Here is a 23,842-nt window from a genome sequence, read left to right as displayed (position 1 = left end):
CCCGATCCCATGAAAGTTCTTTTTGCAGGCGGCAACGGCTACCCACCCGAGTTCAGTGGCGGCGTTCAGTCCAGCACGCATCATCTGGCCGAACAGCTTATCGAGCATGGCCACGAGGCCGCCGTGCTTGCCGCTCTGTTCGGGGATGGCGTCTTCGGGCTCAAGGCGCGCGCCAAGATGAAGCTCCTGCGGCAGCCGGCGGTCGTCGACAGCTATCCCGGCTATCCGGTGATCCGGGCCTGGTTTCCCTGGGAGGCGGCGAGCTTTGCCGTCGACAGGGTGAAACCGGATGTGGCCCTGGTTCAGTGTCACAAGTCGGTTCCCCTCGGCAAGGCGCTGCAGGCCGAGGGCGTGCCGCTGGTCGTGTATCTCAGAAATGTCGAATTTCACGAACTGGGCGGCGATCTCCGCGAATTGCATTCAGCGCTCTACATAGCCAATTCCGAGTTCACCGCGCGCACCTACAAGCAACAGTTCGACATCGATGCGACGGTGATCCCGCCGACCATTAACCCGGCGCATTACTCGACGCCGACGACGGGCCAGTTTGTCACGCTGATCAATCCTTATGAGGAAAAGGGTTTTGAGCTCGCGGTGCGGATCGCCGGCGCCTGCCGCGAGATACCGTTCCTGTTCGTCGAAAGCTGGAAGCTGGAGGACGATCACCGGGCGCGGATCGAACAGACGATCGCCCCTCTGGGCAATGTCGTGCTGGAGGGCCGCACCAGTGACATGAAGACGGTCTATGGCCGCACCAGGATTCTGCTTGCACCCAGCAAGTGGGAGGAAGCCTGGGGCCGCGTCGCGTCGGAGGCCCATTGCAGCGGAATCCCGGTTGTCGGCTCGCGGCGTGGCGGTCTGCCCGAGGCGATCGGCTCGGGGGGCGTGGTGCTCGACTATGATGCCCCGCTTGCCGACTGGGTCGCAGCCGTCAGGCGGCTGTGGAACGACAACCAGGAATATGACCGGCTCTCAGGCCTCGCGCGCAGCTTCGCCGGGCGCCCGGAACTCGATCTCGATCGCCAGTTCGTTACCTTCTTCTCGATACTCGACAGGGCGGTGCAGCAGCGCGCGCGGCAGGCCGCATAGGCGCTCCGGATCAGGCGGGACGCTTGACCCGGCTTTTCAGCGTCTCGTAGCCGCGGGCGCCAAGCAGGGCGCGGGCAATGGTCTTGGCGGCGCTCTTGCGGCTCTCTTGCGACTTGATCTGCCGCAGCCGTGCCGGCAGGTTGCGGGCTGCCTGGCCAAGTGCCGGCAGCGACAGCGTGTCGGGAAAGCTGACCATATGCGTTTCGACGCACAGCACCGGCTTGCCGGACAGTTCGGTGATCCGCAGCGCCTGTTCATGTTCGCTCTCGATGAACAGAATGGCATCGGATTTGCGATAGAAATCGGCCTTGAAACTGCCATGCGCGCCAAGCCGCTGCCGTTCCGCCTTGCTGGGCAGGTCGAGCATGATCAGCCGGTCGTATTTGATCTCGTGCTTGGCGAGCCATGCTTCGGTCAGCGCGCGGTATTTCTCCAGCCGGCTGGTGACCAGCCAGCCGATCTTGTGGGTCGCAACATGGAGCGGCCGGGCTTCGCTGAGGAATTTCTCGTAGGCCGGGCCGTCGTCGTTTTCCGCCTCTGTCGGATCGAGGCACAGCACGCCGTCAATGTCGACGCAGCACTGCGCCAGGAATTTGTGATGCATGAAGTTCCACTGGAACATGCGCGGATGCGGTACGACCTCGAAGACGAGGTCGGTTTCCTGGTGCCGCGGCTCGAGGCCGAACACGGCGGCAAAGGTGAAATCCGCCTCGATGCCGGCAGCCTGGATGCGGGCGCGCGCGTCGCGCATGGCGTTGCCGCCGGCGACGCTGTCGTCGATCACCAGCACCTTGCGCATCTCGGAGACCTTGCGGTCGAGAGCGGCACGGCGCTTGGTGACGCCTGACGTGTAGATCCGCCCAGCCAGGAAGCTGTCGAGATCGGTCATCGGGATGTTCGCCGCAAGGCTGACCAGCGTTGCCGCCAGCACGCCGCTTCTGGGAACGCCGACGACCAGGTCGATGTCACGCGGCAGACGGTGCAGGCCCCTGACAATGGTGTCGTTCATATCGGAGATCGATCGGTAGTGCATGGTTCAGACCTGGTCCTGTAGGAGATGTCCGTAGCTGTCGAAGGCGACCAAATTATTGCGCCTCGCGCGGCGCTGCCGCGGGCAGCCTTGCCGGCAGCATCTTGAGTGCCTCGCGCAAGGCTTCGCGGCCGGAGGCGAATGCCAGTGCGATGGCGATGGTGATGAGGTAAGCGAGCACGGCGCCGCTGGCCAGGGCAACAACATGCTGCTGCGGCAGCAGTGGCTTGATGAACCAGATCGCGGCCAGCGCCAGATGGGCGCCAAGCACGAATGGCGTTGCCGCGCGAAGCACATGGTGCGCCTGCAGCGGTCCGCTCTTGCCGACATAGAGCCACAGGAACGGCGTCCGCAGATACTCGCTGATAGCATAGGCAATCGCCACGCCGAGCGCGCCATAGGGCAGGCCGATCATGAAGGCCAGCACGGAGGTTACGGCCGTTACGATGCCCCAGCGCATGAAGTCGCCGGAGCGGCCCTGGCTGACGAAAAGCCACCCGGCCGGATTGTTGAGCGGCTGCAGCAGGCCGGCAAAGCCGAGCGCCAGGAAGATCGAGGCGCTTGCGCGCCATTGCTCGCCGAGCACGAAGGGGATCAGCACATCCGACATCGCGGTGGCGAAGGCGACGCCGGGAAGCGCCACCAACAGGATCAGCGGCATGACGCGCAGATAGGCGCTGCGGTAACGATCCGGCTCGTCCTTCAGCCTGGAAAGCGCCGGCACCATCACCTTCGACAAAGGGTTGGTGATCTGGCTGAGCGGGAACAGAAGCAGCTTGTAGGCGCGGTCATAGAGGCCGAGCTGCGCCTCGCCCCAGTATTTGCCGATCAGCACATTGTCGAGGTTGCGGGCGAAGAAATTGGCGAAGTTGAAGCCGGTGATGCCGGCGCCGAAATTGATCAGCTCGCTGATGCCGGCGACCTTGCGCGGCAGGCCCGGGCGCCAGCGCGAGCTTGCCCAGTAGCAGAGCGTCGGCAGCACCGCACCGGTCAGCGTGCCGGCAAACAGCGCCCAATAGGAGCGGTCGATGAAGGTCCAGGCGATCGACACGGCGAGGCCTGCGATGGCGCTGGCGACGTCGATGACGGCCAGCCGGCCGAACTGCATGCGGCGCGTCAGGAGCGCCAGATGCTGCGCGCCCAGCCCATAGGCCATGATCTGCAGCCCGAATGCGGCGACCAGGCCGGTCACGCGCGGTTCGCCATAGAAAGCAGCAACCAGCGGTGCTGCGCCCGCAAGCACGCAAGCCAGGATCGCGCTGACGGCGACATTGATCCAGAAGAGGTAGTTCACCTCCTCATGCCGGATGCCGCTTTTCTGGATTGTCGCCTGGGTCAGGCCGAAATCCTGGAACAGCGCGATGAAGGCCAGCACCGGCGCGCACATCGCCACGACGCCGAAATCCTGTGGCGACAACAGCCGCGACAAGACGATGACGGACAGGATCTGTGTCGCGACCCGCACCGATTGCGCCATGGCCGTGACGACCGCGCCGCGCCCAACCGATTTGCGCAAGGAGCCTTCTGGCGGATCGAATGCATTGGCTTCCAAATTCAGGATTCCTGATTTTTTACGCGGATTTCCGAGCTCGAAAATCCACGACCGCCGCCAACCACAAACTACGGCAATAATTTTGCAGTGCAACAGAAAACGTCGATCGGTGCAGCAAAAATGTTGCGATGCAGCAAGAGCTGTACTAGCATTCCCGTGGGTGGGCCAACAGCGGTCGAGTTTGTATGCTGCATGTCTTGTACCTTGTGCACGACGTTTCCGACCCGGCCGTGCGCCGGCGGATCACGATGCTCAGGGCAGGTGGGGCCCAGGTCACCCTGGCCGGCTTCCGTCGCACCACGAATCCGATCGCGGATGTCGAGGGATTGCGGCCGATCGACCTCGGCGCGACGCGTGACGGGCGATTCGGCCAACGCCTCGCGGCGGTCGCCAAGGCTGCTCTATCGATAGGCTCGAAGCTTGGCGCCATGCCAAGGCCCGATCTCATCATCGCGCGCAACCTGGAAATGCTGGCGCTCACCCGCCGCGCCAGATCGGCCTTCGGTGCATCGGTTCCAATCGTATACGAGTGCCTCGACATTCATCGCCTCGTGCTGCGCAACGATCTCCTGGGCAGGGCGCTGCGCGCCACCGAACGCTTTCTGGCCAGGGACGTGAAGCTGCTGGTGACCAGTTCGCCTGCTTTCATCGCCAATTACTTCGAGCCGTTCCGCCAGGTCGCGGCACCCATCGAGCTGGTCGAGAACAAGTATTTCGAGGCCGCGGCGATTTTGCCCGGCGCCTCCGAGAGGGTAGAGAGTCCGGTCGGCCCGCCGTGGCGGATCGGCTGGTTCGGCGCGCTGCGCTGCCGCCGTTCGCTCGAGCTTCTGGCCGATTTCTCCCGCCGCATGGAGGGGCGCTTCGAGATCGTGCTGCGCGGCCGTCCAGCCCTGTCGGAATTCCCTGACTTTCACGGCTTTGTCGAAGCCGAGCCATGGCTGTCGTTTGGCGGACCTTATCGCAATCCGGAAGACATGGCGGCGATCTACAACGACGTCCATTTTTCCTGGGCGATCGATTTCTTCGAGGCGGGGCAGAACTCCGAATGGCTTTTGCCAAACCGGCTGTACGAAGGCTGTCGTTTCGGTGCGGTGCCGATCTCGATGGGCAACACCGAGACCGGGCGGTTCCTCAAACAGCAGGATATAGGCGTGCTGTTGCCCGATGCGTCACGCGAGGCGCTCGAAGCCGCGCTCGGCAAGATGGAGGAGCATCGCTTCGCCAGGCTGAAGGGGCGTGTTCTGGCCCGCAACCCGAGGACCTGGAGCTACGATCGCAGCGATTGCCGGGCGCTTGTCGAGCGGCTGCGCAGCCTGACCGCCATGCCCGGCTCCTTTGCCGCCGAGGCGTTGGCATAGGATGGCCAGAGATGGACAGTGGCAAGATGGACAGAGGTTGATGACGCAGACTGAAAAACCCTCATCCAGCCTGATCGTTATTCCGTGCCTGAACGAAGCCGCCCATATCGGTGCGCTGCTCGCTCAACTGCGCCCCGCGGCCGATCGGCTTGGCGCAAGGATCATCGTTGCCGACGGCGGCAGCACCGACGGCACGCTGGCCATCGTCGAGGACGTCATCACCAAGGATCCGCGCGTCATCCTGCTTCACAACAAGCGGCGCATCCAGAGCGCGGCGATCAATCTCGCTGTCGGCACCTTCGGCGAGGGTGCCGACTATCTCATCCGCATCGACGCGCATGGCGGCTATCCCGACGATTATTGCGACCGGCTGGTCGAGGAGGCCTTGGCCACGGGCGCGGATTCGGTTGTCGTTTCGATGCTGACCAGCGGCAGCGGTACCGTGCAGAAGGCGGCCGCCGCGGCGCAGAATTCCAAGCTCGGCACCGGCGGCTCGAAGCATCGGCATCTTTCGGGGGAGAGTGGATTGACCACGGCCATCATGCGCTGATGCGGATATCGGCCTTCGGTTCTGTCGGCGGTTATGACGAGACGTTCAGCCACAACGAGGACGCGGAGCTCGATTACCGCCTTCGCAAGGCCGGCTACAAGATCTGGATGAGCGGCAAGACGCAGATGGTCTACTATCCGCGCGCCTCGCTCAGCGGCCTCTATTTCCAGTATCTCGGCTATGGCCGCGGCCGCGCCAAGAACGTGCTGAAGCACCGCGTCATCCCGAAGGTCCGGCAGATGGTGCCGCTGCTGGTGTTTCCGGTCGTGCTGCTGGCGGCCTTCTCTTTCGTGCACTGGCTGGCGGCGGTGCCGCTGCTGCTGTGGGCGTCGGTGTGTCTGGGTTATGGCCTGTGGACAGCCATCCGCCAGCGCAATGCCGACATCGCGCTTGCCGGTGTCTCGGCCATGGTCATGCATCTTGGCTGGTCGGTCGGCTTCTGGCTGCAGCTTCTCGGCCTCGGGTCGCGGCGCGGGGTGGCGTGATGGCGGTGTCGGCCAAGAACCTCAGCATCGATATCGGCGTCTGCACGTTCCGCCGGCCGGAACTGGCCGACACGCTGCGCTCGCTCGACGCCATGGAGATGCCGGCGGGATTCGATATCCGCATCATCGTCGCCGACAATGACGACACCCCGACCGCTCGCGATCTGGTGATGGCGCTGTCGCAGGAATTGACGCTGCCGATCCACTATCAGCATGCCCCGGCGCGCAACATCTCGATCGCCCGCAATGCCTGCCTCGACGCCAGCATTGCGGATTTCGTCGCCTTCATCGACGACGACGAGACGGCCACGCCGTCATGGCTCGCCGAACTGGTCGCGATGGCAGAAGCCAGCGGTGCCGCCGCCGTGCTCGGCCCGGTCAGGGCGCGTTACCGCCCGGATGCGCCGGACTGGATGCGGCGCGGCGATTTCCATTCGACCTTGCCCGTCTGGGTGCGCGGTGAGATCCAGACCGGCTACACCTGCAACGTTCTGCTGCGGATGGGATCGGACAGCCTGCGCGGCCGCCGCTTCAGCCTGGCGCGTGGCCAGACCGGCGGCGAGGACACCGAATTCTTCGACCAGATGCACAAGGCCGGCGGCCGCATTGCCTTCTCGCCCGAGGCCTGGGTCGATGAGGTGGTGCCGCGCTCGAGGGCGGCATTCGACTGGCTCGGCCGCCGCCGCTTCCGCGTCGGGCAGACGCATGGCCATCTTCTGGGCAGCAGCGCCAGCGGCGTCGGCCTGGTCAAGCAGGTCGGCCTGGCGTCGGCAAAGGCCATCTATTGCTTCGCCTCGGCACTTCCGGTCGTTGTCAGTCCGGTTCGCAGGAACCGCAGCGTGCTGCGCGGCATCATGCATGTCGGCGTCGTCAGCGGCCTCGTCGGCATCCGCGAAATCCGCCTTTACGGCCAGCCCTCGCCACAGGACGGAGGCAAGCGTGCAGCCTGACGTCTCCTTCGTGATTGCCGCCTACAACGCCGAGGCGACCCTCGACCGGGCGATCGCCAGCGCCATCGCCCAGAAGGGTGTCAGCGTCGAAATCATCGTCGTCGACGACAAGTCGCGCGATGCGACGCTCGACGTGGCGCGGGCCTATCCCGGGGATATCGTCCGCGTCGTCGCCCTGGCCAGCAATCGCGGCCCTGGCGGCGCCAGGAATGCCGGCCTCGACGCCGCACGCGGCAGATGGATCGCGGTTCTCGATTCCGACGACGCGGTCTTTCCAGATAGGCTCGCCACGATGATCGCACGCGCCGAAACGGCCGGTGCCCAGATCGCCATCGACAATTTGCAGGTCATCCGCGAGGACGGCGTCGTTGAGGACGCGATGTTCCCTCGGCGCTATCTGGAGGATTTGCGCGAAATTTCACTGGCCAGCTACATCGCCGGCAACGTCGTCTTCGAATCGAAGTTCAATCTCGGCTATCTCAAGCCCATTTTTCAGCGCGAGTTCCTGAACGAGAACGCGCTTCGCTATGATGAGAAGCTGAGGATCGGCGAAGACTACATCCTGTTTGCCGAAGCCTTGGCAAAGGGCGGCAAATGCGTGGTCGAGCCTGACATCGGCTATGCCTATCATATCCGCAGCGACTCCATTTCGCGCGTGCTCGAGCTTCACCACGTCGAAGCGATGAGCCAGGTCGATGCCGAGTTCGCTCAAAACCATCAGATGGACGAGGCCGCGCAAGCCGCGTTTGCCCGGCGCGGCCGCAGCCTGCGCAAGGCCGCATCGTTCCTGTCGATGGTTCAGCACATCAAGGCGCGGTCCCCGCTCAAGGCGATCCGGACAGCGCTCAGCGACCCAGCGGCGGTCAGGCATATGGGCATGCCGATCGCCGTGCGGTTGCGAAGAATGGCGGCACAGTTTGCCGTTGGGGTGGGGAGGTGAAGATGCAGGCACATGGAGGGATTTTTCGTGGCCTGTGAAGGAACTGAAGTCGATCTCCTCAGAAGGAATTTGCGATGAAGAAAATCAGGAAGGCCGTGATACCGGTGGCGGGGCTTGGAACACGGTTCCTGCCGGCGACCAAGTCGATGCCGAAGGAAATGCTTCCCGTGGTCGACAGGCCTGTCGTGCAATATGCGGTGGACGAGGCCTTCGAGGCGGGCATCGAGCACATCGTGTTCGTGACCGGTCGCAACAAGGCGGTGATCGAGGACTATTTCGACCTCCATCCGGAACTGATCGGCACCCTGGAGCAGACCGGCAAGAAGACCCAGCTGGAGGCGCTCGAAAGCATGCTGCCTGTGGCCGGCGCCACCAGCTTCATCCGCCAGCAGTCGCCGCAGGGTCTCGGCCACGCCGTCTGGTGCGCGCGCGAGGTCATCGGCAACGAGCCCTTCGCCTTGCTGCTGCCGGACATGGTGTCCTTCGGTGGGCGCGGATGCCTCGCAGAAACCGTCGACCTCTATGAGCGCACTGGCGGCAACGTCATCGCCGTCGAGCGTTGTGAACCGAGCGAGACCAACAAATACGGCATCGTTGGCCGTGGCGCCGAGATCGGCGGCGGTTTCGAGGTGACGGCCATGGTCGAAAAGCCGGCGCCGGCCAATGCGCCGTCGAACTTCTACATCAACGGCCGCTACATCCTGCAGCCCGAGATCTTCGCGCTCCTGGGCAATCAGCAGCGCGGCGCCGGCAACGAGATCCAGCTGACGGACGCCATGGTCCGTCTGTCGAAGGATCAGCCTTTCTTCGCCCAGCCTTTCAAGGGTCGCATGTTCGACTGCGGTTCCAAGGAAGGGTTCATCCAGGCCAACATCGCCTTCGCGCTGGCGCGCGACGACATGAAGGGCCCGGTTTTCGAGATGCTTCAGGAGTTCGTCCGGTCGCATGAACGCCAGGAAGAAGCCGCATAATGCCCATCTTTCGGGAGCATTGTCGGATGGCTGGCGAAGAGGGGCCGGCAGGCCCTCGGCGTCTGGCACGACGCTTGCGCCGCTTCTGGCGATGCTCCCGATCTTCGAGGCGTCTGCAAGCCAAAGCATGATCCCGGAAAGTGGGTCCCGGTTTCCGGAAAAGATCGTGCTCAAACAGTGAGATAGAGCCCATTGCGATCCATCGGAATGGGACCGGCTCTAGAATTGGACCGAAGATGAATTATGCCAACTTTCCTCTCGACAAGAGGATGCCATTGCCGAATTCGGATGCAGGAGACGGCGAAGACTTCATCGATATCGAGCGGCTGCTTGGCATGGCCGCACGGCAGGCCAAGGTGGTTGCCGTGTGTGCTGTCATCGGTCTCTTTCTGGGCCTGCTCTATCTGCAGACAACACCGCCCAAATATCAGTCGGTCGCGAGCGTGCTGATCGACGAAGGCTTGAACAAGATCGTCGATGATATCTCGGCGGCGTCGACAACCATGCAGACCGATTCCGCCATCCTGAGCCAGATCGAGATCCTGACCTCGACGCGGCTTGCCGCCGTGGTCGTCGACAAGCTGAAGCTCGACCAGAACGATGCCTTCATGAATCCACCCGTATCGGCTCTGGCGAAGGGCGTCGGCCTGGTCCGGAGCGTGATCCAGTATGTTCGGCCTAGCTCCTCCATGCCGGGTGGTGCTGACTTCAGCAAGCTCGACCCGGCCGCCCGCGACGCGCTGATCGCCACGTCGCGTCGCGACTACGCGATCCTCAAGCTGCAGAACGAGGTGCGGGCGGAGCGCATCGGCCGAAGCTACGTCATCGCGCTTGGCTATCAGGCCACGGATCCGGCCCTGGCAAACGCCATCACCAAGGCCTATGCCGATGCCTATCTCGCCGATCAGCTCGATGCCAGCTTCGACGCCACCGAGCGGGCGGCGGTCTGGCTGCAGGGCCGGCTGACCGAACTGCGTCAGAGCTCCCAGGTAGCTTCGCTCGCGGTCGAGAAATTCAGGGCCGAGCATGGGCTCGCTGCCAACAGCGACGGCCAGCTGATGAGCGACAAGCAGCTTTCCGATCTCAATGCCCAGCTCATCGTGGCGCAGGCCGACACCGCACGCGCCAGCGCCCGCTACCAGCAATACAAGGCGATCGTCGACAGCGGCTCCGACAACGCTTTCAACGATGCCGCCATATCAAGCGACCAGCCGAGCAGCTCGGTCATCGCCGCGCTCAAGACCCGCTATCTCACGGTGGCCAAGCGGCTGCAGGATGTCGAGGCGAATTTCGGCCCCGAGCATCCGCAGGCGGTGGCGCTTGCCAAGGAGAAGGCCGACATATCGACACAGATTTTCGGCGAACTGAAGCAACTGACCGAAAGCTATCGCAACGAATATGAGGTGGCGCTGGCGCGCGAGACCGCGCTCAGGGCCAATGTCGCGGCCGCACAAGGCAAGAGTTCCGTCGACAATCAGACGCAAGTCAAGCTGCGTGAACTCGATCAGCAGGCGACGGCGCTCACCACGCTCTATCAGACATTCCTCGGCCGCTACGAGGAAGCCGCACAGCAGCAATCCTTCCCGGTCGGCAAGATCCGCATCATCTCCGACGCTTCGATGCCGATGGCCGCGTCAAGCCCGCGCACGATCGTCGTGCTTGGACTTTCGCTGGTTCTCGGCATGCTGATGGGCGCCGGCTTCGGCGGCCTCAACGAGTTCAACGAACGGTTCTTCAGGACCGGCGAGGATGTGCGCGACCGCGTCGGCCTGAAATTCCTCGGCTATTTGCCGGCGATCGGCGGCAAGCTCAGCAAGGAAGAAAAGCCTGGTGAGACCCAGGTGGATGCCAAGACCGCCAAATCGCTGTCGGCCGCGGAAAAACGGGCGCGCATGCGGGTCAGCATCGATTCGCCTGCGTCGATGTTCTCCGAAACGCTGCGCAGCGCCAAGATTGCCTTCGACGTCGTCCTGGAAGGGCAAGGCAGCCGCGTCATCGGCGTCATCTCGGTGCTTCCCGGCGAGGGCAAGTCGACGGTCGCGGCCAATCTCGCCGGCCTGCTTGCCGCTAACGGCGCCAAGACGCTGCTGATCGACGGCGATCTGCGCAATCCCGGCCTCAGCCGAGGGCTTGGCATGGAAGCCGAGCAAGGCTTGATGGAAGCGGTGGTCAACGGCCAGACCTGGCAGTCCGTCGGCAAGATCGACCGGCAGACGAAGCTGGCGATCATCCCGGCGGTGCTGCGCGGTCATTTCTCGCATACCAGCGAACTTCTCTCCTCGGCCGGCATGCGGCGCTTCATCGAGAACGCCAAGGAGACGTTCGAATACATCGTCGTCGATCTGCCGCCGCTCGGACCGGTGGTCGACGCCAAGGCCTTCGCGCCGCTGGTCGATGGTTTTGTGCTGGTCACCGAATGGGGGCGCACGCCGCGCGCGATGGTCAGGTCGATGCTGGAATCCGAACCCTATGTCGCCAACAAGATCGTCGGCGCGGTGCTGAACAAGGTCGAACTGAAAAAGCTGGCCAAATACGGATCGTTCGGCGGCTCGGAAAAGTTCTTCGACAAATATTCGAGCTACTATCTGGAAAAGTCGGAAGTGCGCGGCAAGGCTCCGGTTTAGGCCGAACCCTGGTTGTGTTGTCCAAGAGGCGATGGGAGGGTCAAGCGGCTACCTGGATTTCCGTCTTGACGGAATTTGCGATGAAGCACTGTTCATGCGCCAAGTGGTGCAGTTCCGCTTGCGTTGCCGCGGTTGGCTGCTCCCCGGCGTAGACGATGGTCGGATTGAGCTCAACGCGGCTGACGATCAATTTTCCGTCGACCTTCTCCATCACGCCCGTCGCCTTGTCGGTATAGCTCTCGACGACGATCCGCCTGGGCGCCGCGAGCGAGAGAAAGGTCAGCATGTGACAGCTGGAAATCGCCGCGATGTAGGCCTCCTCCGGATCGACGTTGGCTTCCACGGAGTAAGGAAGCGGAACGATATGCGGCGAAGCCGACGCCGGCACGACCTGGCCGCCGTCAAAGCGCCAAATGTGTGCGCGGCTGTAGCGCTTGTCGGTGAAGACCGCTCCTTCGCGCTCCCAATGAACCTCGACGGTCATTTTCATGATGGATCCTTTGTCGGCATGGAAAGAAGTCTTGCAGTCGTTTGAGCGATGTGGCGGCGAAGATGCTGCGCCGCGGCGTCGAAATCACGGCTCGCACAAGCGAGAACGATCGCCGCGTGTTCCTCGAAAAAATCAATGCGCTGCTGGGCGCCACGCTCTTGGTGAAGGGTCGACCGCCGGGATTCTCGTCGGAGGTCTCCGATGGTCTTAAGCAATCGAGTGTTCGTGCTACCGCTGTACAGCGTGAGGTGAAACTGTTGGTCGAGCTCAAGAATCCGCGACGGATCGTACTCCGCGAACAGCTCGTCGTTGAGCCTCTCAGCCCTATGCAAGGTGGAAGGCTGAAGCTCCGGCAACGACTGCTCCAAGGCTGCGATCTCTAGAATAGCCCGAAGTTCGCAAAGTTCAGTAGCCTCCCGTTCTGAGAGGACCGCTACCGCCAGGCTTCGATCGCGACGCCGCACGACCAAGCCGCTCCCGAGCAACTGGTCCAGGGCCTGCCGCACCGGCTGGCGGCTGACCCCGAAACGCTCGGCTATCAATTCCTGCTTGAGAACGGAGCCCGGTGCCAATTCACCGGACTCGATCTCGTCCTGCAGCTCGCTGAAAATCGACTTTGGATCCATGGATCCAAAGTAATAGGCTTCCTTGGAATTGGTCAAGCCTTAATCAGCCGGATCGCGGCATTCGCTCAAGCGGACAATGGCGGCTACGCGGCCTTGAGCCGATAACGGAAAACGGTGTGGTCGAGCAGCCGCCGGATGCGTGGCTCGGCCTCGGTCGCCACCAGCCAACTTGCCGCGATCATCGTCGCACCGACGACCACCATCGAGACCAGATGCGGCAGTCCGGCGCGGACCAGGGCGCCGAGCAGGGCTGCGCCGACGACATCGTGCAGCAGGTAGAGCGGGTAGGTCATCAGGCCTATCCGGCGCCAGCCGCTCCAGGATAGGTCGAGCCGCAGCGACCATGCCATCAAAGCGATGCCGATGATGAAGATGAGGATCGGCGGCGCGAACGGCATCTCCCGCCCGACCTTCAGGATGTGGACGTCGACCGAACTAGCGATCTGCAGCACGCCGCCGCCCAGGAACAGGGCGCAAAAGGCAAGGCGAGCTGCCGTCACCGCCTTGAAGCGCATCAGCCACAGCATGACGCCGGTCGCGAAGAAAACACCGTGATGCACCAGAAGCAGGTCGAGCGTACGTGTTTCGGCAAGATCAGCCCAGCCGAGCGGGTAATACAGGCACCAGAACAGCGTGCTGACCAGGCCGATGGCGATGGCCACCATTTCCATCTGATGGAAGCGGCCAAGTCTGAGCAGGGCCCAGACGACGGCATAGAAGGCGATCTCGATGCCGAGCGTCCAGTAGACGCTGTCCACCCATGGCGCGTAAGGGGCGAACAGGCCGGTGCGGACGAGCCGGATGACGGCGTCCGTCGGCCAGCTGAGGCCGACAAGCAGCAGCACCACCGCCGTGACCGGTGCGCAGATCCAGACCGCCGGTGCCAGCCGTTTTACTCTCGCCTCAAAAAACCGCAGGGGCGTCGACCTTTCGGCGCTGAAGGCGATGACGAAGCCACTGATGACGAAGAAGATCTGCACGCCGACCCAGCCGGATTCGACCCAGGCGCCTATTGCCGGTTGCGGGGGAACGCCACCCGTGGCGCGCGCCGAAACACCGTCCGGATACGCCCACACCCAGAAGCCATAGTGGTAGACCATGACCATGACGGCGGCGAGAAACCGCAGGATGTCGACGCCGCCAAATGTAATCTTCTGCTGAGCCATGCGACCTTTGTCGATGGCCCCCCGCAAAGCACTGTAGGGTGCATTGCTGCGTTGCACAATAAAAGTATTGCTTGCCGATCGAAAAGGCGCCCAACGCAGACAGGCAACGGGTCGTCCGCAACCCACCCTTCAGTGGCTCAAAGTCCGATGCCGCGCTCCTTCAGGGCCATGGTGATCTCGTCGAGGATGACTGGGTCGTCGATCGTCGCCGGCATGGTCCATTCTTCCTTGTCGGCGATCTTCTGCATGGTGCCGCGCAGGATCTTGCCGGAGCGCGTCTTTGGCAGGCGCTTGATCGTCACCACCGTCTTGAAGGCGGCGACCGGGCCGATGCGTTCGCGCACCAGGCCGACCACTTCGTTCTCGATCAGGCCGATATCGCGCGTCACACCCGCATTCAGCACCACGAAACCAAGCGGAACCTGCCCCTTCATGGCGTCGGCAATGCCGATGACCGCGCATTCGGCGACATCGGGATGGGCGGAAAGCACCTCCTCCATGGCGCCGGTCGACAGCCGGTGGCCGGCGACATTGATGATGTCGTCGGTGCGGGCCATGACGTAGAGATAGCCGTCCTCGTCGACCATGCCGGCATCCGCCGTCTTGTAGTAGCCGGGGAACTCTTCGAGATAGGCTTGGCGGAACCGTTGATCGGCGTTCCACAGCGTCGGCAGGCAGCCGGCCGGCAGCGGCAGCTTGACCACCACATTGCCCAGCGTGCCGCGCGGCACTTCGTGGCCTGCATCGTCGAGCACGCGGATGTCGTAGCCTGGCATCGGCACGCCGGGCGAGCCGTATTTCACCGGCAGCAGGCCAAGGCCGGCGGGATTGATCGTCATCGGCGAGCCGGTCTCGGTCTGCCACCAATGGTCGACCACCGGCACATCAAGCTTCTGCTCCGCCCATTTGATGGTTTCCGGGTCGGCGCGCTCGCCGGCAAGGAACAGCGTGCGGAATTTCGAGAGGTCGTGTTTGGCAATGAACTCGCCCTTCGGATCCTGCCCCTTGATGGCGCGGAACGCGGTCGGTGCGGTGAACAATGCTACGACACCGTGCTCCGATATCACCCGCCAGTAGGTGCCGGCGTCCGGCGTGCCGACGGGCTTGCCCTCGAACAGGATGCTCGTGCAGCCATGCAGCAGCGGCCCGTAGACGATGTAGGAATGGCCGACCACCCAGCCGACATCGGATGCCGCCCAGAACACCTCGCCCGGCTTGACGCCGAACTCGTTTTCCATCGTCCACTTCAGCGCGACCATGTGGCCGCCATTGTCGCGCACGATGCCCTTGGGCTGGCCGGTCGTGCCCGATGTGTAGATGATATAGAGCGGGTCGGTGGCAAGCACCGGCACGCAGTCGACATTGGCGCCGGCTGCCCGTTCGCGGGCGACGGCATCGGCGTAGTCGATGTCGAAATGCTCCTTCAACTCGCAGCGCAGCTGGTCGCGCTGCAAGATCAGGCAAGCGTCCGGCTTGTGGCGGGAGATCTCGATCGCCTTGTCGAGCAGCGGCTTGTAGGCGACGACGCGACCCGGCTCGAGGCCGCAGGATGCCGAAATGATCAGCTTCGGCTTGGCGTCGTCGATGCGGGTGGCAAGTTCATGCGAGGCAAAGCCGCCGAAGACCACCGAATGCACGGCGCCGATGCGGGCGCAGGCCAGCATGGCGATGGCCGCCTCGGCCACCATCGGCATATAGATGATAACGCGGTCGCCCTTGCGAATGCCGCGGTTCTTCAGCACCGAGGTGAGTGCAACCACCTCGCGCTTGAGTTCGGCATAGGTGAATTTCTTGATAGTGCCGGTAATCGCGCTGTCGTGGATCAGCGCGATCTGGTCGGCGCGTCCGCCCGCGACATGGCGGTCAATGGCATTGTAGCAGGTGTTGCAGGTGGCATTGGTAAACCAGCGGCCATAGACGCCGGCCGTGGCATCGAACACCTTGTCCCAGGGCGAAAACCAGTCGATGGCGCCGGCCGCGTCCGCCCAGAATTGTTCCGGGTCGCGTTTCCAGCCGTCATAAACCTCATGATAGCGTGAAGCCATCCGTATCCTCCCCAGGAATGATTTTCTTCCCTCCAGATAGCGCGCTCTAACCTTGGCCGCAAATGCCCGCCATTGTGCTGACGACATCGACTGGGCGCTTGGGGGCAAGCAGCTATGAAATTGCGATACCGGATTGGCGTGGCGATGTTCTCTGCTGTGCGGATCGTCGGGCGCTTTGCACTCCTATCGGTCATGGGCGCGGCACTTGCGATCTCCGCTGGAACCGCTCAGGCTGGCGACGCCGCGGCACGGCGTATCATCGGCTTTTCGCCCGATGGCGCCTATTTCGCCTTCGAGCAATATGGAACGCTCGACGCCGGCGCCTCGGACTCCGGCTGGTCTGAGATCGACATCATCGACACACGCACCGATGAATTCGTCGGCGGCAAGCCGATCATCGTCGTTGAAGAAACGGAGGAGGCGACGCTGACGCTGGAGCAGGCGAGGGCGCAGGCCGCCGCGCAGGCGGCACCCGTTCTCGCCAGATATGCCATCGCATCACAGGGCGAGCAGACAGCGTCCGACAAATTCACCTTTCCGGGTGAAATGGTTGCCTACAACGACATTTCCCGCCTCGAACAGGTGTCGCAGAAATGGCTGTCGCCGCTCTATGACGAAACGGGCATTTCGACCATCCAGCTCGACGAGATACTGGCAGCCAGCACGGGCGATTGTTCGGCGAGTTTCGATGCGACGCGGCAGGGCGACCAGGCACTTCAAGGTGAAAAGGCCGGCAAGGCGCTCGGCTTCCGGCTGAGCTGCAAGGGCAGGACGGCAAGCCGTTCAAGGTCCTGCATGAGGACAAGGCAGTGCCGGGCTCGAGAAACTGCCCGACCTCCTACAGCCTGTCGGAATCCTACGCGTTCACCCCGGCTGGCAAGCCGGCGGTGCTTGTCGTGCTGGTGCAGCGTTTCAGCCAGGGTTTCGAGGGGCGAGATCGCCGTTTCCTTGCCGTCACCGGCCAGCCGCGCTGACAGGGTCAGGCGCGCTGACAGCCGACATCCATTCGATCCGCGCTTGTCTAGATCGGCAGGGCCACAAGCATGAGGCCAATGCCGCCAGCGATCAAAAGAGCTGTCGCCAGCGCTTTTCTGTGACGTTCGAAGCTCGTCGGAGCCCGTTCCCAATTGTAACGCATACGCAATCTCCCCAAGACCCAGGCAGGTTTTACCTTACTCTAGGGAAGAAAAGCAACGGTCGGGCCGACCGGTTCAGTTGCTTGTCTCCTCGCGTTGACGACTATTTCTGGGACGATTCCGGCCGGGAACAGGCAGCCGTGCCGTTTTTAGCGACTTGGCGAAGGCCTACTGGACGCATCGCCGCAAGAATCCGCCCGCCGGTCCCTCATGATCGTCTAATAGACAGCGTCCCGGCACCGCGCTATCTGATTTCCGGGTTCTTGCATGGCTTGGTGGGTTTCGTGATGGAAATTGCCTCTAGAACGGTTCTGCGAATGGCGGAAGACGCTTCGGTCCAGCATGTCGGCGATGGCGCCGTCGTGCTTTTGGCGCGCAGCGGCCAGCTTTACACATGCAACGGCACGACCGAAGCCTTTCTCGACAAGGTGGACGGCGCGCGCAACCTCGACCAGATCGTCGACCTGCTTTGCGAGGAGTTCGAGGTCGACAAGGGGACGCTCGACCAGGACATCGCGGCACTGGCCGCGGATCTGGTCTCGGAAGGTATCCTCGCCGCGCCAGGTGCTTGATGTGTAAAGGTGCTTGATGGCTAGAGGTACCGCTTGATGGCCGACGGTCCTCTCCTGCGCGCTATGTTTCGCTGCCACCTATGGGCAAGCGCGCGGTTGATGCCGGTCCTGGTCGCCAACCGCAGCTTCGAGGACGTGCTCAAATGGGCGCCGCTGACCTCGTCGAAGCCCTATCGTGGCTTGCCGTCCGCCTACATCGTCGCCGCCGTCAACCGCACCGTCCGCCATCCCTGGCTGATGCGCGACCGCAGGTGCCTGCGAGAGGGTCTGCTCGGTCATCGTTTCCTGCACCTTGCCGGCTTCGATCCGGACCTGCGCTTCGGCGTCGATCCTAAGTCGATGCAGGCGCCGCGCATGTCGGCGCATTGCTGGGTCTGCCTCGACGGCAGGCCGGTGGTCAGCGACAGCCTTCCCGGCATGGTCGAGATCTACCGTCACCATGCCGATGCCACAAAGGCGCGTCCCGCTTGACCAGACCTTCAGCGTGCTATGGCCTCAACGGCCAGATCCTCGGCATATCAGCCGAGCGCCCCGAGCTGTGGCAGGATTTCGACCGGATGCTCGCCGGCTTGCGTATCGCGGAACCGGTCGAGCCGGGATTTCGTCTTGAGATCATCGAAACAGAGACCCTGGATGAGACACCCCACGGATCGCTCGTCTTCGATGGCGAGGTGCCGGAGGACGGCTCTTGCCGGATGATCGAGGACGGCGGCACCATCCATCTGGTCTTTCCCGGGCGTCAGACCGTTGTGATCAATGGCGGGGAGGGTTGGGCCGAACTCCGGATTCGCCCCGGAGCGAAAGCTGCCTGGACGCCGTCGATGCTGGTGCTCGACGCCGCGCTCGACGCCGGTGGTCAGCATATGCTGCACACGGCCGGGCTGACCCTGCCTGACCACGATGCGGTGGTGCTGATCCACGCCCCGAGCGGCACCGGCAAGACCACGACGTCTCTGGCGCTGGCAACACAGGGCTTTGGCCTCTGCTCCGACGACGCCATGATCGTGAATGTCGGTTCGGGCAAGGTCGTGGCCTGGGGTTTGCCGCGCGCCGTCAAGATCCATCAAAACACTGCGCAGATGATCCCGCAGGTGGCGCCATGCCTTGGCCAGACCTGGGATCGCAACGGCGAGCAGCCCGTCTCGCTTGAAAGGCTGGCCGGGATCGTGCGGGTCGAAAACGCGTCCGCCCGGCCGGTGGCGGCCCTTCTGCACCTGGCGCGCTCCGCCGACAGCCAGACCCGGCTCATTGCCATGGCCGGGACGGACGCAATGGTGGCGCTGGCAGTGGACAATGTCCGCACCGGCATGACCGGACTGCCGCCGATGCAAAAACGCCGGTTGGCGACCATCGCCGGGCTGGTCAATGCGGTGCCGACCTTCCGGTTGGAGGTGGGTGCGCGCCCGGCCGACGCGGCCGCGCTGATCCGCGCCGCCCTGACGATGCGGGACTGAACACCCCGGGCAACGTGCGGTCGCTATTCCTTGTTTTGAAGCAATTCCAAGGAGTGGGGGATAGCGTATTGCGGAGTGCTTCTTCTTCAAGTCTCGCGCAAAGAAGGACAACGGTTTACGCGCGGCGCCGCCTCGTCATCCTTGCTGAGCGAGGTATGGAAGAGCGAGGGTCCGGGGAATCTCGAATGGTGCTACAAAGGGCAGGTTTGGGAAGGCACATCCGAAGCCGCACATCTCACAGGCGCGATCGCTCCGTCTGCAGCAACGAGGCAAACATGTGCGCGTAATTCTCGGCCAGAACGCTCCAATCCCATTCTCGGATCGTCTCGATCATGCGGGCGGCCATCCGCGACCGGAGCGATGGCGTGTCCCGTAACAGGGCGAGCTTGTTCGCAAGCCCCTCCGCAGTTCCATCGAAGAACAGCCCGTTTTCGCCATCCCGAATCAGCTCGGGCATGTTTCCCACACGGGTCGTCACCAAGGGGACACCGCACGCCGCCGCCTCCAAGCAAGGATTGGGAGCGCCTTCGCTGCGACTGGCGCAGACATAAACGTCGAGATCCCGATAGAAGTCGAGCATCTCGTCAGCGTTACGCCAGCGTTGCTCCCGAATCGCAGTCAGTAGCCGCACGCCCGGCAAGGCAGCGACCGCAGGCTCGATGACTTCGTGGAAGCCGCGATGTGCCGGACCATGGTTGCTGAGACTTCCCGCCCATCCGACGCGGAGTTCGCCAGAATAGGGTTGTGGCTCTTGTGGGGGGCAGAAGAATGTCGTGTCGACTCCATTGGGCGTGTAGTGGACCGGAACACGCAGGAGAGGGCGGTATTCGTGCTCGAGCCGCCGATTATTGACAAAGACAGCGCGTGCTAGCCGGCGCAGGGTAGCGAGCCCGGGCTCGCGGAATTCGCCCTCCAGCTCTCTGTGGCCGCAGATCCCGATAACCAGCCTGTCAGACCGCCGGGCGAAGACCGATTCCGGCAGGGCCAGCTTCGAGAATTGGAGCCAATAGAAGATGAGCACGATGTCCGCCGCGTTCACGTCGGACTCAGTCACATCATGCTGAAATCGTTGGACGACCTCGAACCTTCCTTCCAGCACACGCCGGAGATTCTGGGTCTTGCGATCGATCGCCCAGCCGGGTCGGTCCGCGATCGCCAGAATGCGGGGGAGGTGTATATCGCTCACGAGGCGTACCTCTCAAGCCAGTGGGTCGACCATGGGTTGGCCTCGTCAAGATCGTCGTCCGTCGCAGTGGTGCGCACCTGGGTAGCGTCCGGCAGCTGGATATCCTCTGATCGCAAGCGGGGTCGCCATCCGTGCCAGCCAAGACCAACGACCTCCTCGCTCAGATACCGGCGGCCAGCATACTTGAGCGCGGCGTGCTCTGCGCTCAGGAACAGATAATGCTTCATGCGAAAACGCGCGGGGTAGAGCTTCACGGGACCTCCGAAGCGTACGCGATGGCCGCCTGACCACGCAATCTCCATGGGGCCGTCCTGCTTCTTGTAGGCCCGGACGCAGTGTGGGGAGGTCGGCCGGAACGGGTAGTAGGTGCGCAGCGTGTGTTGATAATTGGGATTGTCGTGATTGGGGGCTTCCCTGGTGGGAATGAACGTGAACTCAGAAAACTCGATCGCGTTGCAGCCGAGTGCGTCGGCTGCCGCAATAGCGGAGACCAACGATGAGTGCGAAGTCGGCGGAAGGTGGATCTCGTCAGCGTCAAGATGCATGAGCCAGTCTGCTTCGAGCGACTGAAAGAGTTCCTCTTTGCGGCGAAGAAGTTGCTCCCAGCGGTACCAGCCGCTGTACGGGATGCTCTCGAATCCTATCAATCCGGCCCCGCTGTAGCGCCGGACAATCTCAAGCGTCCGGTCGGTCGACTGATTGTCGCAGACGTAGACCTGCACGCCTTGACGAAATAGGTTCTCGAGACATCCGGCGATGAACCGTTCCTCGTTCCGTGTTGTAAGGACCGCGACGACTCGCGGGAAACTACGATCACGCGCAGCATTCGCTATGTGGGTGTTGGGATCGGCCAAGTCCCTCAATCCTTCGTTGTATGCTTCCGAACGACGTTTAAAGATTCAGAGCGGCCATGCCAAGGCGCGCCACCGCTTTCCCAACTGAAGTGTATACGCGCTCATAGCGGTTCGCGCCTGCGGTGCTCTCCGCTCTAGGATTTGGACCGATGGCATCGGGTGCTAGCGGTGCTATGACTTGGCCTTGACCAATCGCTGGATCCACCGGAAGGCGTCGCGGCGCAGGCGCGAACCAAGCTTGTCCCTGGAATTGACGCCGAGCAGCGTGTTCGTGGTGATCAACCGTCTGGCCAGCCATATCGAGAGATCTGGCTTGATGCGGCCGGCGAGTTCAAGCGCGCTGCTCTCGTCGAACAACTGGCCGGTCACATTGAGCACGACAGCCAGTTCAAGCTCGATGCCGGTCATGCGGGCAGCGTCGAACAGGCGTGCTTCCGCTTCGGGTGATTGCAGCGCCCGCACGCCTTGCAGCACGTCGACGCAAAGCTGCAGCCGGTGGAATTTGTGGCCGCCGGCGGCGTGCACGATGGCGATCGTCAATAGTGCCGCTGGCGTGTCTGTCGCTTCGCCGTCGATGGCGCGCAATTCCCGGAACCCCAGCGACAGGCGCCGCCGCATGCCGGTGTCATGCACGAGGTCGCCATGCAGTTCGACCAGCAGGCTCGAATTCTCCTTTTCGAGCCATTTGAATTCCTGCAGTTCGAAGGATTCAGCCTCGTTGCTGCCAAGCTCGAAGCCGCATGCCGCGATCACCCGGTTTGCCCGCGCCAGATTGGCGGGCTCGACCAGGATGTCGATGTCGGTGAACGGCCTGTCGGCGATGTTGCGGTAGAGCTTTCGCGCGAAGACCGGCCCCTTGACGATCCGCGCCGGAACATTGTCCGCCGCCAACCCCTTCATGATGCGGTCGCCATGGTATTGCAGCAGCATTGACTGGCCGGTGGCGATCGTCGCCTTCTGGCGCAGATACTCCAGTCTGTCCCGCAGCCCCTGATCCGGTGGCAGCTGCGCGGTCGCCGCGCTCTTGCAGCTTGCGCAGCATGATCGGCAAGATGCCGTGGAATTCGGCATTGTCGAGCAGCGCCGACAAAGTCTTTGCCGACAAATCTTCCCCGACCGCCGCCGCCTCCGGATCGGCATAGCGCAGCAACAGTCTTTCTTCTGCAGAGGTGAGAGATGGCAGCATCAACCCGGACAATGTTGCGGCAAAGGGATTGTCTGGGATGGTTACAGAAAAGCCTGATGTAAGCCAGCTTTACATGCCCCAGCGTAGCGCCGCCGTGTGCACCGGCGCGTCCCAGAACGCGGTCGTCTCGTCGTCGAGCATGGTCAGTGTGATCGAGCAGCCGGCCATGTCGAGCGAGGTGACGTAGGAGCCGACCAGTGAACGGGTCACCGTCACGCCCTGCTTTTCGAAAATCGCCCGCGCGCTGTTGTACATCAGATAGAGTTCCATCAGCGGCGTGCCGCCGAAGCCGTTGACGAACAACAGCGCCGGGCCTTTCGCCCTGTCGCCGAGATCGCCCAGGATCGCGGCACAAATCTCCTGCGCGATGGCATCGGCGCTTTTCAATTTGTCGCGCCGGCGTCCGGGCTCGCCATGGATGCCGACGCCAAATTCCATCTCGCCGTCGCCGATATCGAAAGTCGGCTTGCCCGCCGCCGGCACGGTGCAACTGGTCAGCGCCACGCCCATCGAGCGGGTAGCCGTGTTGACACGGTCGCCCAGCGCCTTCAACGGCGCCAACGCCAGGCCGTGTTCGGCCGCCGCACCGACGATTTTTTCCACCACCAGCGTTCCAGCGACCCCGCGCCGGCCCGTCGTATAGGAAGAATTCTCGACGGCGACATCGTCATTGGTGACGATCTGCTGGACGCCTTCCGACATCTCGGCCGCCATGTCGAAGTTCATCACGTCGCCCTCATAATTCTTCACGATGAACAGGCAGCCGGCGCCGGTGTCGACGGCTTCCGCCGCCGCCAGCATCTGGTCCGGTGTCGGCGAAGTGAACACTTGGCCGGGGCAGGCGGCGTCCAGCATGCCGTGGCCGACAAAGCCGCCATGCAGCGGCTCATGGCCGGAGCCGCCGCCGGAGATCAGCGCCACCTTGCCCGGCCGCAAGGTCTTGCGGCGGATGAATTTGTGCTCGTCGCCAAGCACGAGGATGTCGGCATGGGCGGCCACGAATCCGTCGAGGCTCTCGGTCAGCACCGTGTCCACCGAGTTCATGAACTTCTTCACGATCGTCTCCTCCCGAAATAGGCCTTCCAAAGCAATTCCAGGAAAAGTGTGTCGCGGTTTTCCGTCCGGAATTGCGTAAAACAAAGAGTTCGATCAGCTACCTTTGCCGGTGATGCTGGTGATCTTCTGGATGAAATCGTTCACCGCTTTGTCGAGCGCGGCGTTCTGCTTGTCGTCGCCGAAATCCGGCACGATCAGCGAGACATGCCGCGTCTTGCGCATGCCTGATGCGATCGACATCTTGCCTGGATGCGCCTGGTGATAGGCGGCGAGAAACTGGTCACGTTCGGCCGGGCTGAAATGGCACACCGAAAATATAGCCGGCAAATGTTTTGACGGAATCGGGATCGAATAGGCGGGGCTCGAAATCTGCGTGACGAAACTGCGGTGCTTGCCGAGCGCATCGGCGAGGCGCTGGCGCATGCCGGACGGGCGCTGGTCGATGACGTGCGACAGGATCGTCTTGTAGGCGCGGATCGCCTCTTCGGAACCGGGTTCGGGTTTGATGTCGACCATGCCAAC

Annotated in this window: 19 protein-coding genes and 3 pseudogenes; 11 read left to right on the top strand and 11 right to left on the bottom strand. The window is 63.0% G+C overall.

What is annotated here, in order from left to right:
- The first annotated feature begins 9 nt into the window (after nt 1-9).
- Nucleotides 10-1,089 (top strand): glycosyltransferase family 4 protein, encoded by a 1,080-nt coding sequence (locus HB777_26470; GenBank protein ID QND67119.1) that lies wholly within the window; start codon nt 10-12, stop codon nt 1,087-1,089.
- Between the two features lie 10 nt (nt 1,090-1,099).
- Here the strand turns inward: HB777_26470 and HB777_26465 are convergent, their stop codons facing one another.
- Together HB777_26465 and HB777_26460 are read right to left on the bottom strand one after the other, a co-directional pair.
- Complete coding sequence (locus HB777_26465; protein QND67118.1) at nt 1,100-2,122, bottom strand: phosphoribosyltransferase; 1,023 nt, start codon at nt 2,120-2,122, stop codon at nt 1,100-1,102.
- Between the two features lie 52 nt (nt 2,123-2,174).
- Nucleotides 2,175-3,671, bottom strand: coding sequence for a lipopolysaccharide biosynthesis protein (locus HB777_26460; GenBank protein QND67117.1), 1,497 nt, complete (start codon nt 3,669-3,671; stop codon nt 2,175-2,177).
- Between the two features lie 185 nt (nt 3,672-3,856).
- Here HB777_26460 and HB777_26455 point away from each other — a divergent pair, with 185 nt between their 5' ends.
- The 6 genes and pseudogenes from HB777_26455 to HB777_26430 all read left to right on the top strand — a co-directional run bounded on the left by HB777_26455 (nt 3,857) and on the right by HB777_26430 (nt 11,549).
- Nucleotides 3,857-5,029 (top strand): glycosyltransferase family 4 protein, encoded by a 1,173-nt coding sequence (locus HB777_26455; GenBank protein ID QND67116.1) that lies wholly within the window; start codon nt 3,857-3,859, stop codon nt 5,027-5,029.
- A 40-nt stretch (nt 5,030-5,069) separates the two neighbouring features.
- Nucleotides 5,070-6,064, top strand: a pseudogene (locus tag HB777_26450) (glycosyltransferase family 2 protein).
- Entirely contained in the window at nt 6,064-7,014 is a 951-nt protein-coding gene (locus tag HB777_26445; GenBank protein QND67115.1) for a glycosyltransferase family 2 protein, read from the top strand. The pseudogene HB777_26450 and the gene HB777_26445 overlap by 1 nt, the downstream one beginning before the upstream one ends.
- Nucleotides 7,004-7,954 carry a glycosyltransferase family 2 protein gene (locus HB777_26440; protein ID QND67114.1) on the top strand — a complete coding sequence of 317 codons (951 nt, stop codon included), beginning with the start codon at nt 7,004-7,006 and terminating at the stop codon, nt 7,952-7,954. Before HB777_26445 ends, HB777_26440 begins: the two co-directional genes overlap by 11 nt.
- Before the next feature lie 74 nt (nt 7,955-8,028).
- Nucleotides 8,029-8,925 carry a UTP--glucose-1-phosphate uridylyltransferase gene (locus tag HB777_26435; GenBank protein ID QND67113.1) on the top strand — a complete coding sequence of 299 codons (897 nt, stop codon included), beginning with the start codon at nt 8,029-8,031 and terminating at the stop codon, nt 8,923-8,925.
- A 236-nt stretch (nt 8,926-9,161) separates the two neighbouring features.
- Nucleotides 9,162-11,549: a polysaccharide biosynthesis tyrosine autokinase gene (locus HB777_26430; GenBank protein ID QND67112.1), complete on the top strand. Its 2,388-nt coding sequence runs from the start codon at nt 9,162-9,164 to the stop codon at nt 11,547-11,549.
- Between the two features lie 40 nt (nt 11,550-11,589).
- On the opposite strand, the gene HB777_26425 is transcribed toward HB777_26430, so the two are convergent.
- The 4 genes from HB777_26425 to HB777_26410 all read right to left on the bottom strand — a co-directional run bounded on the left by HB777_26425 (nt 11,590) and on the right by HB777_26410 (nt 15,876).
- Nucleotides 11,590-12,042: an OsmC family peroxiredoxin gene (locus HB777_26425; GenBank protein ID QND68910.1), complete on the bottom strand. Its 453-nt coding sequence runs from the start codon at nt 12,040-12,042 to the stop codon at nt 11,590-11,592.
- On the bottom strand, nt 12,036-12,665 hold the full coding sequence (locus HB777_26420) for a GntR family transcriptional regulator (protein ID QND68909.1): 630 nt from the start codon (nt 12,663-12,665) through the stop codon (nt 12,036-12,038). Before HB777_26420 ends, HB777_26425 begins: the two co-directional genes overlap by 7 nt.
- Nucleotides 12,666-12,748: 83 nt before the next feature.
- A complete protein-coding gene (locus tag HB777_26415; GenBank protein ID QND67111.1) occupies nt 12,749-13,831 on the bottom strand; it encodes an acyltransferase in 1,083 nt (360 codons plus the stop codon).
- 137 nt (nt 13,832-13,968) lie between these two features.
- Nucleotides 13,969-15,876, bottom strand: a complete 1,908-nt coding sequence (locus tag HB777_26410; protein QND67110.1) for a propionyl-CoA synthetase — start codon at nt 15,874-15,876, stop codon at nt 13,969-13,971.
- Nucleotides 15,877-16,068: 192 nt separating this feature from the next.
- Between HB777_26410 and HB777_26405 the strand changes: the two are divergent.
- From HB777_26405 to HB777_26390, 4 genes and pseudogenes are all read left to right on the top strand, one after another.
- Nucleotides 16,069-16,850, top strand: a pseudogene (locus HB777_26405) (DUF2259 domain-containing protein).
- Between the two features lie 446 nt (nt 16,851-17,296).
- Nucleotides 17,297-17,584, top strand: a complete 288-nt coding sequence (locus HB777_26400) for a PqqD family protein (protein ID QND67109.1) — start codon at nt 17,297-17,299, stop codon at nt 17,582-17,584.
- 36 nt (nt 17,585-17,620) lie between these two features.
- The gene (locus tag HB777_26395; protein ID QND67108.1) at nt 17,621-18,055 is read left to right on the top strand and encodes a lasso peptide biosynthesis B2 protein; all 435 of its coding nucleotides are present in this window, start codon (nt 17,621-17,623) and stop codon (nt 18,053-18,055) included.
- Nucleotides 18,052-19,038 (top strand): serine kinase, encoded by a 987-nt coding sequence (locus tag HB777_26390; GenBank protein ID QND67107.1) that lies wholly within the window; start codon nt 18,052-18,054, stop codon nt 19,036-19,038. The genes HB777_26395 and HB777_26390 overlap by 4 nt, the downstream gene beginning before the upstream one ends.
- A 235-nt stretch (nt 19,039-19,273) precedes the next feature.
- Here the strand turns inward: HB777_26390 and HB777_26385 are convergent, their stop codons facing one another.
- The 5 genes and pseudogenes from HB777_26385 to HB777_26365 all read right to left on the bottom strand — a co-directional run bounded on the left by HB777_26385 (nt 19,274) and on the right by HB777_26365 (nt 23,836).
- Nucleotides 19,274-20,224 carry a glycosyltransferase family 4 protein gene (locus HB777_26385; GenBank protein QND67106.1) on the bottom strand — a complete coding sequence of 317 codons (951 nt, stop codon included), beginning with the start codon at nt 20,222-20,224 and terminating at the stop codon, nt 19,274-19,276.
- Nucleotides 20,221-21,087, bottom strand: a complete 867-nt coding sequence (locus HB777_26380) for a glycosyltransferase family 2 protein (GenBank protein ID QND67105.1) — start codon at nt 21,085-21,087, stop codon at nt 20,221-20,223. The genes HB777_26385 and HB777_26380 overlap by 4 nt, the downstream gene beginning before the upstream one ends.
- A gap of 162 nt (nt 21,088-21,249) precedes the next feature.
- A pseudogene (locus HB777_26375) lies at nt 21,250-22,264 on the bottom strand (nucleotidyltransferase family protein).
- A gap of 69 nt (nt 22,265-22,333) precedes the next feature.
- Entirely contained in the window at nt 22,334-23,320 is a 987-nt protein-coding gene (gene dhaK, locus HB777_26370; GenBank protein ID QND67104.1) for a dihydroxyacetone kinase subunit DhaK, read from the bottom strand.
- A 93-nt stretch (nt 23,321-23,413) separates the two neighbouring features.
- Nucleotides 23,414-23,836 carry a hypothetical protein gene (locus HB777_26365; GenBank protein ID QND67103.1) on the bottom strand — a complete coding sequence of 141 codons (423 nt, stop codon included), beginning with the start codon at nt 23,834-23,836 and terminating at the stop codon, nt 23,414-23,416.
- Between the last annotated feature and the right edge of the window lie 6 nt (nt 23,837-23,842).

Source organism: Mesorhizobium loti (assembly GCA_014189435.1).
GTDB lineage: Bacteria > Pseudomonadota > Alphaproteobacteria > Rhizobiales > Rhizobiaceae > Mesorhizobium > Mesorhizobium loti_G.
Note: the sequence above shows the minus strand (reverse complement) of the source record. Positions and strands in the feature narration are given on the sequence as shown.

Excerpts from the sequence above, each read along its gene's own strand:
- HB777_26470 (QND67119.1), top strand. The coding sequence starts at position 10 with ATGAAAGTTCTTTTTGCAGGCGGCAACGGCTACCCACCCGAGTTCAGT.
- HB777_26430 (QND67112.1), top strand. The coding sequence starts at position 9,162 with ATGAATTATGCCAACTTTCCTCTCGACAAGAGGATGCCATTGCCGAAT.
- HB777_26455 (QND67116.1), top strand. The coding sequence starts at position 3,857 with ATGCTGCATGTCTTGTACCTTGTGCACGACGTTTCCGACCCGGCCGTG.
- HB777_26415 (QND67111.1), bottom strand. The coding sequence starts at position 13,831 with ATGGCTCAGCAGAAGATTACATTTGGCGGCGTCGACATCCTGCGGTTT.
- HB777_26465 (QND67118.1), bottom strand. The coding sequence starts at position 2,122 with ATGCACTACCGATCGATCTCCGATATGAACGACACCATTGTCAGGGGC.
- HB777_26365 (QND67103.1), bottom strand. The coding sequence starts at position 23,836 with ATGGTCGACATCAAACCCGAACCCGGTTCCGAAGAGGCGATCCGCGCC.
- HB777_26435 (QND67113.1), top strand. The coding sequence starts at position 8,029 with ATGAAGAAAATCAGGAAGGCCGTGATACCGGTGGCGGGGCTTGGAACA.
- HB777_26445 (QND67115.1), top strand. The coding sequence starts at position 6,064 with ATGGCGGTGTCGGCCAAGAACCTCAGCATCGATATCGGCGTCTGCACG.
- HB777_26420 (QND68909.1), bottom strand. The coding sequence starts at position 12,665 with ATGGATCCAAAGTCGATTTTCAGCGAGCTGCAGGACGAGATCGAGTCC.
- HB777_26410 (QND67110.1), bottom strand. The coding sequence starts at position 15,876 with ATGGCTTCACGCTATCATGAGGTTTATGACGGCTGGAAACGCGACCCG.
- HB777_26395 (QND67108.1), top strand. The coding sequence starts at position 17,621 with ATGGCCGACGGTCCTCTCCTGCGCGCTATGTTTCGCTGCCACCTATGG.